Raw genomic sequence first — 8,784 nt, 5'->3', positions numbered from 1 at the left:
CGCTCGAACGATCTGCTGTCGACGATCCGCGATTCGCACACGGGCCTGCAGACGCAACTGGCTGCACGCGATGAAGAACGCCTGTCGGCATGGAACGATTCGCTGGCCGCGATGGCCACGAAGCTCGGCGACGAATGGCAGCGCGCAGGCGTGCATAGCGCGGGCCGTCAGCAGGAAATCTGCGACGCACTGGCGCAAACGACGCGCGATCTCACCACGCAGGCATCGACGTTCGAACAACGCTCGAACGATCTGCTGTCGACGATCCGCGATTCGCACACGGGCCTGCAGACGCAACTGGCTGCACGCGATGAAGAGCGCCTGTCGGCATGGAACGATTCGCTGGCCGCGATGGCCACGAAGCTCGGCGACGAATGGCAGCGTGCAGGCGTGCACAGCGCGGGCCGTCAGCAGGAAATCTGCGATGCACTCGCGCAAACGACGCGCGACCTGACCACGCAGGCATCGACGTTCGAACAACGCTCGAGCGATCTGCTGTTGACGATCCGCGATTCGCACACGGGCCTGCAGACGCAACTGGCTGCACGTGACGAAGAACGCCTGTCGGCATGGAACGATTCGCTGGCCGCGATGGCCACGAAGCTCGGCGACGAATGGCAACGCGCAGGCGTGCACAGCGCAGGCCGTCAGCAGGAAATCTGCGACGCACTGGCACAAACGACGCGCGACCTGACCACGCAGGCATCGACGTTCGAACAACGCTCGAACGACCTGCTGTCGACGATCCGCGATTCGCATGCCGGCCTGCAGACGCAACTCGCCGCGCGCGACGAACAGCGCCTGTCCGCCTGGAACGATTCGCTCGCCGCGATGGCCGCCGCGCTGCGCGACGAATGGGCGCAGACGAGTGCGCAGGCCGCGACGCGCCAGCAGGACATCTGCGACACGCTGGCGCGCACCGCGAACGACATCACCGCGCAGGCGCAGGTGCATGCGAGCGACACGATCAACGAGATCGCGCGTCTCGTGCAGGCTGCATCGGAGGCGCCGAAGGCCGCGGCCGACGTCGTCGCCGAGCTGCGCCAGCGCCTGTCCGACAGCCTGGTGCACGACACCGCGATGCTCGAGGAACGCAGCCGCCTGCTTGCGACGCTCGAAACGCTGCTCGGCGCGGTCAACCACGCGTCGACCGAACAGCGCACCGCGATCGACGCGCTCGTCAGCACGTCGGCCGACCTGCTCGACCGTGTCGGCGCGCGCTTCAACGACACCGTCGATGCCGAAACGCGCAAGCTCGACTCGGTGGCCGCACAGGTCACGGCGGGCGCTGTCGAAGTCGCCAGCCTCGGCGATGCGTTCGGGATGGCCGTACAGGTATTCGGCGAGTCGAACGACAAGCTGCTGACCCATCTGCAACGCATCGAGGCCGCGCTCGAGAAGTCGCTCGCGCGCAGCGACGAGCAGCTCGAGTACTACGTCGCACAGGCGCGCGAGGTGATCGACCTGAGCATGATGTCGCAGAAGCAGATCGTCGAAGACCTGCAGCAGCTCGCCGGCCGGCGGGCGAGCGTCGGAGCGTAACGCATGCACGACGAAATCGACGGCGGCGGGTCCTCCGCGCCGGTGTGGCCCGCGTTCGCCGACCTGATGTCGGTGCTGCTCGGCGCGTTCGTGCTGATCCTCGTCGGCGTGATCGGCATGCAGCTGCAGCTTACGTCGAAGCTCGAGGAGGCCGTGCGCGCGCGCCAGCAGGAAGCGCAGCAGCGCAAGTCGCTCGAGCAGGCGCTTGCCGGGCCGCTCGCGGCCGGCCGCGTGACGCTCGTGAACGGGCGCATCGGCATCAGCGGCAACGTGCTGTTCGCATTGAACTCCGACCAGTTGCAGCCCGCGGGCCGCGATCTGCTGAAGACGCTGGCCGTGCCGCTGGGCGCCTACCTGAAGACGCGCGACGAGATCCTGATGATCAGCGGCTTCGCCGACGACCAGCAGGTGCATGCGGGCAACCGCCAGTTCACGGACAACTGGGAGCTGTCGGCCAAGCGTGCGTTGACCGTCACGCGTGCGCTGATCGACGCTGGCGTGCCGGCGTCGTCGGTGTTCGCGGCCGCGTTCGGCTCGGAACAGCCGGTCAGCTCGAATGCGGACGATGAAGGCCGCGCGAAGAACCGTCGCGTGGAGATTGCGCCGGTGCCGCGCAAGTCGGCCTCGAACGGAGGGAAGGCGCAGTGACCAGCGACGCGACGCACGTTCGCGCGACGCTCGACGCATGGCGCGAGCAGGGCGCCGACCGGCTCGATCCGGTGCACTTTCACCGGATCGACGCGCTCGAACGGCGCGCGGCCGCGCTCGACGGCGATGCGCGCGCATTGCTCGACGCGCGGCTGGCGACGTTGCTCGAAGGCTTCGCGGAGGTGGTGGCACGCGCCGGTGAAACGGCAACCGCGAGCGGCGCGGCAGGTGCGCCCGTTCGCGGCGCGCTGGCGGAACTCGTCGAGCGGCTCGCGCGCGATGCGCAGGCCGACCGGCGCGGGCTCGATCCCGAGCTGGTCGACTACTTCCGCACGATGTGGTCGAAAGTCCGCACGGAGCAGCAGTATCGCCAGTCGCTCGACCAGGTGCCGCGCAACGCGGGACCGCTCAATTCGAACAGTCTCGTGCATCGATCGCTCGCGACGATGCGCGAATTGTCGCCGGCTTATCTGCAGCAGTTCCTGTCGTATGTCGACGCGCTCGCGTGGCTCGAGGATCTCGCCGGCGGTGGCGCGCAGCCCGAGAAGGAAGCGCCGCGCGCGAAGGCGGTGAAGAAGGGCACGCGCAGCAAGAGCCGCTAGCGTGCGACCGCATGCGGCGGCGATCGGCGCCCGTTACATCGACACCAGGCCCGACGTCGTCGCGTTCCGATACCGGGCCGCGCTGATGAATTTCGAAAAGCGCTCGCACCAGATCACGACCGACGTGTACTGCGCCGGGTTCACGTCGGCGGGAAGCGGCACGACGAAATTGCCGAATGTCTTCAGGTCGGCCACGCGCGCGGCACGCGCCTTGATCGCGAGGAACGACGCTCGGGTATCGACGAATTCCGGCACGAGATAGATCTTGTAATCGGGCCCCGGCGCGATGTCGCCTTCGAAGGCGATCGACGAATCGGTGATGGTCAGCTTGCCGTCGGCCCAGTGCAACGGATCGCTGCCCGGCAGGTCGCGTGCGAAACGGCCGGTATGACGTGCGTTTTCGGCGGCCACCTGCAGTTCGACGGCGCTTGCGCCTTCCGATGCCGTCAGGATCGGAAGGACGTAGATGCCCGCGGCGAATGCAACGAGCCCCGTCGCGACATGCGACGCGATCAGTATCCAGATTCTGGTTTTCATATCGGACCCCATGAGCGAGAACGGAGGGTGGCGCAAGGCCACAACCCTGTAGTCGCACGGGCCGGCAAAATCTGACACCCGGTCGGCATTCGTTTGCGTACGCCGTCTACATTGGGCAGGACGCCCGGCAGCCGCACGGCGACACGATGTCGAAAATTTTCCGCAGGCGCGTGTCATCTTTGCGCCCGCAGGTCGACTCACTCTCCGTCGACAACGTCGTCGACGCTCAGGAGAGATCAGATGAACAAGCTTGCCCTGTATGTTCTCGCGACAGTTGCCGCGACCGCTTCCGTTTCCGTTTCCGCATGGGCCGCGCCGGAGTCCACCGTGACGCGCGCGGAGGTCACGGCCGAACTGGCCGCCGTGCGCGCGGCCGGCTACCGTCAGACCGGCGAAGACCCGTACTATCCGGCGCGCCTCTCGGAAGCGCTGATGAAGATCGGTTCGACCGGGCCGTCGACGGCCGATACGAGTGGATACGGGGCGATGTCGCCGACCGCGAGCGAATCGGGCTCGATTGCCCGCGAACTGCCGATCTACCGTGGACGATGAGCCGGGCCGGACATGATGTCTTGCGACGGGCATCATGTCCTATTATTCCGGACTACGATATGTTTTTTGAATGTGCAGCGTCAGGGTGACGGCTCGCCTTCCGCAATTGCCGCGTGCAATGCATGCAACGCATCGATCAGCGCCGACGCGAACGGCGGATACGCGGCGATCCCGGCCGCGTCGAGTTCACTGCCGAGGATCGGCAGCGTGATCGACGCGGGTTCGACGATGCGCGCCGACATCACCGACAGCGTTTCCCGCAGCGCCGCGTCCGCATGCGTCGCACGCGGCGACGCATTCAGCACCGCGACCGGCTTGTACACGACGGCCTCGCATCCCACGATCCAGTCCAGCGCATTCTTCATCACGCCCGTTACGCCGTGCGCGTATTCCGGGCTCGCGATCAGCAGGCCGTCCGCGGCATTCACGCGGTCGATCAGGTCGCGCACCGCAGCGGGCGATGGAAATTCGACATCGGGATTGAACAGCGGGAATTCGTCGAGACGGTCGAAGCGCACGATGCGCATGCCGCGCGGCGCGACGAGCGCGGCTGCATCGAGCAGCGCGGCGTTGTACGACTGCGCGCGGAGGCTGCCGCACAGCGCGACGATGTCGAGGTGGCGGTCGGAGTCGGTTTGGGGTTCGTTAGCCATCGATGTGCGTGTCGGTTGGCGCGTGGCACAGCAGTGAGCGTCGCGCGGATCGCACGGATTATCGCACCGGCGTCCGGACGGCGCCGGCCATCCCCGCCACACGCGCGAATTCCCCGATTTCCCATCCATGACCAAGCATCAGCCGCCGCGTATGCAGCGCGCCGTGCACGTCGTCGGCGACGGTTTCGCCGAGATAGCGCAGCGCACGCCCGTCGATATCGACGAAGCCGTGCCGGTAATCCTGCGCGAGCGCGGTCCACAACTGCGCGGCGCCGACCGACTGGCGCGCGCCGCTGATCAGGCACAGGCCCGCGTCGAGCCCCCAGCGATACAGCGTCGTCGCCAGCCCCTTGCGTTGCGCGGACCCGCGCAGCCGCGTATGCGGCGCGCGCAGGTAGCGGTCGGCGCGGCGCGGGATTTCGGGCAGGCGGTTGAACACCGTATAGCCGGCGAGATGGCGCGCGGCCGGATCTTCGACATACAGGAAGTATTCGCCGTCCGCCTCGCGGTGGCGGACGATCAGACCGGAGCGGCCGAGCGCGACCGCCGGCAGGCCGTGCAGGCGATGGCCCGGCTGGTGCAGACGCGCGTAGAGCGTGTCGAGTTCATCGTCGATGTCGTGCTGGGAATGCTGTACGTCGATACGCATGGCAAAGGTCGCCCGTCCCGGGCGGCTCGAGAAAGTGGTTCATCGCAAAGGGGAAAGGAATGGCTGCGGCCCCCGGGCTCGGCGAAGCGAGCCGGGGCCGCGAATCAGCTGGGGATGTGCTGGAAACCGGCGGCGATCGCAGCGAGGCCCGCGATGCAGAGTGCGAACAGGATCAGGACTTTGTGGATCACGTCTCTCTCCTCAAGAATGCGCGGCGCCGACGGGCGGCATCGCGGAGACGGTGAGCGGCGGGCACGGCCCGCGCGGCCGTCGTGCGGGACGACGGTCGAAGGTCCGGGCGGCAAGCGCGCAGGTCGGGCGCCGTATCGCACGCGGACGGCCAGCACCATACGCGACGCGATCGGGGTGGGCAATCGGACTGGGGGAGAAAAGCGACGAAAGGGGCGGATTCGCGTCGTTTCGCGACAATTGGCCGCATGAGCGCGTGCCGCCGCCTGAGCGGAAGACGACGCGGGCCGGCCTGACAGCCGCCGCCCGGCCTTGCCCACGCGGCTGGTGCCGCCCGGTCGAACCGACTACACTGCGCAGTCAACGCACACCGCAAGGATTCCTCCATGGGAGCCGGCCCGTCCACGGATCGCTAAGCCGCAACGACCTTCGTCAACCGGTCGTTGCGGCGATCTCCCGTTGTCCCTCGCTGACCAGGCAGATCGCCGCCAGATTCCCTTTTCTGAGCGGATGCCTTGTCATGCCTGAACAATCCACGCCCGTCTGGGCTTATTCGTTGCCGTCGGCGCTCTTGCTGATGGCGCCTTTCGATCTCCTCGCGTCGCTGGCGATGGACGTGTACCTGCCGGTGATCCCGGAGATGCCGTCCGCGCTCGGCACGTCACCGGCCATCGTCCAGTTGACGCTGAGCGTCTACATGGTCGTCCTCGGCCTGGGCCAGATGCTCTTCGGCCCGTTGTCGGACCGCGTCGGCAGACGGCCGGTGGTGCTGGGCGGCGCGCTGTGTTTTGCAGCGGCTTCGCTGGCGCTTGCGGTCGCCGGCGGCGGCAGCCTGTTCGTCGCACTGCGCGTGTTGCAGGCGCTCGGCGCGTCGGCCGCGCTCGTCGCCACGTTCGCGACCGTTCGCGATGTCTATGCCGATCGCCCCGAAGGCCGCATGATCTACAGCCAGTTCGGCGCGATGCTGGCGTTCGTGCCCGCGCTGGGCCCGCTGCTCGGCGCGGCCATCGCGGCGGCCTGCGGATGGCGCGCGATCTTCGCGACGCTCGGCCTGCTCGGGCTGCTCGCGTGCGGCCGTGCGTGGCCACGCTGGCACGAAACGCGGCCGCGGACGGCGAACCGGCAGGGGCCGTCCGTCGCCTCGATTCTCGGCAGCCGGCCCTTTCAGGTTCACACGCTCGCGTTTGCCGCCGCGATGGGCGCGTTCTTCGTGTTCTTCTCCACCGCGCCGCGCGTGCTGGTCGGCGGGGCGGGCTATTCCCGCGTGGCGTTCAGCGTGGCCTTTGCGACCGTCGCGATCGTGATGGTCGTCGCGTCGCGCTTCGCGGGGACGTTCGTGTCGAGATGGGGCGAGGCCGGCTGCGTTGCGCGAGGGGCGCTCACGATGATGGCGGGCGCGATCGTGCTGGCCGTCTGCACGGTCCTGACGAAGCCGTCGTTCGCGACGTTCGTGATGCCGATGTGGCTGGTTGCGGTCGGCATCGTGCTGATGTCGTCGGTGTCTGCGAACGGGGCGCTGCGCGATTTCGGCGATGCCGCCGGCAAGGCGGTTGCGCTCTACTACGCGGTGCAGGGCGTGATCGTCACCGGCGTGGGCACGCTCGCCACGCTGGTCTTCGACGGCGCTACCGCGTGGCCGCTGGCGGCCTGCTGTTTCGGCATGGGCCTCGCGAGCTTCGTCGCGATCAACGGGCTGGCGCGTGCGACCCGCGGTGAGCGTGACGGAAGCGCTCGCGGCGTCTCGTTCGACTGAGCACGCGCGGCGGTTTCGGGTGGCGCGGCGCCCCGGTGAAGTCACGGGGGCGGCCGGCCCCGCCTTGCGCCGCCGCGTCAGGCCGGCGCGCGCTGCCCGAATGCCTGCCTGATCCGCGCGAATAGCCCGTGTTGCGCGATCCATTCGGCATACGCGCGATAGTCGGGGTCGCGCATCAGGTGGCGCTCTTCCGTCTTCGCCCGCGTGTAGTAGATCAGGTTGACCGCGACGAGCCCCGCGCAGTGCATGAGCCCGACCTGCCAGCCGAGCGGCTCGACGAACGGCACCGACACCATCCAGTACGACAGGTTCTTCGTGATGTACGCCGGATGCTTCGTGAAGCGGTACGGGCCCGACGTGATGATCCCGCGGTTGGTGAGGTTCGAGAATCGCAGCCCGAACGAGATCGTGCACAGCGCGTAGGTCAGCAGCAGCAGGATGATCACCGTGCCCCAGATCACGCGCAGCGTCGGGGCCGACATCAGCCAGTTGTCCCAGAACATCGAGCCTTCGTAGCGGATGTAGTTGTTCGAGAACAGCGACCAGAACGGCTGGTAGCACATCAGCGCGGCCACCCAGCCGAGCGTCGTCGGCTCGACGGTGCGCACGTGGCTGTCGAGGATGCGGAACGTGCACAGGTAGCCGACGGTGCCGAACATCAGGTCCATCGTGAACGACAGGTCGTACATGAACACGAAGGCCGCGAGCGTCATCGGCGCGTGCACCGCGTTCGCGAGCGACGCGGTCAGGTGATCGGCGTCCTTCGACAGGTAGACGGTCATCAGCGGCAGGAAGAACGCCTTCACGCCCCAGCCGGCCAGCATTTCGCGCACCGGCTTCCAACTCGCGGGCTGCTCGCGGCGGAACAGGAAGCGGCCCCACAGCAGGTACGCGTCGTCGGTCTCGCGCTGGTGGCGGTCCATCCACGCGAAGTAGAACGGCGCGGCGACGATCACGTACGGCGCGAGCGAGCGCAGCAGCGACCAGAACGGCACGTAGAACACGCCGTGGTATTCGGGCAGCAGCCAGTAGATCACGCCGATGCCTGCATAGATCGACGTCAGCGCGCCGAGCCGCGTCGCGACGCGTGCGATGCCGAGCGGCCGGACGGCCTGCCGCGACAGGCCCGCGCTCGGGCGCAGGTAGACGCGCGAGATGAAGATTTCGTGCAGCGCGATGGTGCCGATGATCGCGAGGCTGGCGATGACCGCGCGCGTCGCCGCGTCGAGCGTCGGATGGTCGCGCGTGATCCACAGCGCGAAGAGTCCGGCCGCGATGCCGAGCAGGCCGGCGCGCAGCGGGGTGGCGGAACGGGGCGGGCGGTCCTGGACCGCGGCGATGCCGTCGAGCGTGGAATTCATGATCGGATCCTCGTACGGATGAGGGCCGGCGCCCCCGCTTGACGGGTGACGCCGGCCGTCGGCCGGGCTTTGTATGGATGCGCGCCCGGCCATTGGCCTGTGGTTCTGATAGGTAAAGCGTTACTTCTTGGTGCCGCCGCCCAGCAGACCGCCCAGGAGGTTCGTCACCGGCGACAGCAGGTTGCCCGCGCCGCCCGCGGCACCGCCGTTCGAGCTGCCGGTCAGGCCACCCAGCACGGAGCCGCCACCGGCCGGCGTCGTGGCCGAGCCGGCCGCACCGCCGGGGCTGGCCGTGCCG

The 8,784-nt window shown here is 68.1% G+C and carries 8 protein-coding genes and 1 pseudogene; 5 read left to right on the top strand and 4 right to left on the bottom strand.

Features of this window, described 5'->3' with window-relative positions:
* The 3 genes and pseudogenes from BDI24065_RS40420 to BDI24065_RS40410 all read left to right on the top strand — a co-directional run.
* Window positions 1–1,542: pseudogene (locus BDI24065_RS40420) on the top strand (DUF802 domain-containing protein); the annotation flags it as partial.
* A 3-nt stretch (window positions 1,543–1,545) separates the two neighbouring features.
* The gene (locus BDI24065_RS40415; RefSeq protein ID WP_175035883.1) at window positions 1,546–2,190 is read left to right on the top strand and encodes an OmpA family protein; all 645 of its coding nucleotides are present in this window, start codon (window positions 1,546–1,548) and stop codon (window positions 2,188–2,190) included.
* Window positions 2,187–2,792, top strand: coding sequence for a DUF2894 domain-containing protein (locus BDI24065_RS40410; protein ID WP_175035882.1), 606 nt, complete (start codon window positions 2,187–2,189; stop codon window positions 2,790–2,792). Before BDI24065_RS40415 ends, BDI24065_RS40410 begins: the two co-directional genes overlap by 4 nt.
* A 33-nt stretch (window positions 2,793–2,825) precedes the next feature.
* On the opposite strand, the gene BDI24065_RS40405 is transcribed toward BDI24065_RS40410, so the two are convergent.
* Window positions 2,826–3,329, bottom strand: coding sequence for a DM13 domain-containing protein (locus tag BDI24065_RS40405; protein WP_175035881.1), 504 nt, complete (start codon window positions 3,327–3,329; stop codon window positions 2,826–2,828).
* Between the two features lie 240 nt (window positions 3,330–3,569).
* Here BDI24065_RS40405 and BDI24065_RS40400 point away from each other — a divergent pair, with 240 nt between their 5' ends.
* A complete protein-coding gene (locus tag BDI24065_RS40400) occupies window positions 3,570–3,881 on the top strand; it encodes a DUF4148 domain-containing protein (RefSeq protein WP_175035880.1) in 312 nt (103 codons plus the stop codon).
* Between the two features lie 80 nt (window positions 3,882–3,961).
* On the opposite strand, the gene BDI24065_RS40395 is transcribed toward BDI24065_RS40400, so the two are convergent.
* Entirely contained in the window at window positions 3,962–4,534 is a 573-nt protein-coding gene (locus BDI24065_RS40395; protein WP_175035879.1) for an NADPH-dependent FMN reductase, read from the bottom strand.
* A gap of 58 nt (window positions 4,535–4,592) precedes the next feature.
* Window positions 4,593–5,183 (bottom strand): histone acetyltransferase, encoded by a 591-nt coding sequence (locus BDI24065_RS40390; protein ID WP_175035878.1) that lies wholly within the window; start codon window positions 5,181–5,183, stop codon window positions 4,593–4,595.
* 709 nt (window positions 5,184–5,892) lie between these two features.
* Between BDI24065_RS40390 and cml the strand changes: the two genes are divergently transcribed.
* Window positions 5,893–7,125, top strand: a complete 1,233-nt coding sequence (gene cml, locus BDI24065_RS40385) for a CmlA/FloR family chloramphenicol efflux MFS transporter (RefSeq protein WP_175035877.1) — start codon at window positions 5,893–5,895, stop codon at window positions 7,123–7,125.
* Window positions 7,126–7,202: 77 nt separating this feature from the next.
* Here cml and BDI24065_RS40380 read toward each other — a convergent pair whose 3' ends face one another.
* A complete protein-coding gene (locus BDI24065_RS40380) occupies window positions 7,203–8,486 on the bottom strand; it encodes an isoprenylcysteine carboxylmethyltransferase family protein (protein WP_175035876.1) in 1,284 nt (427 codons plus the stop codon).
* Window positions 8,487–8,784 lie beyond the last annotated feature (298 nt).

The organism is Burkholderia lata (assembly GCF_902499025.1).
In the GTDB taxonomy this organism is placed as follows: domain Bacteria; phylum Pseudomonadota; class Gammaproteobacteria; order Burkholderiales; family Burkholderiaceae; genus Burkholderia; species Burkholderia lata_C.
Note: the sequence above shows the minus strand (reverse complement) of the source record. Positions and strands in the feature narration are given on the sequence as shown.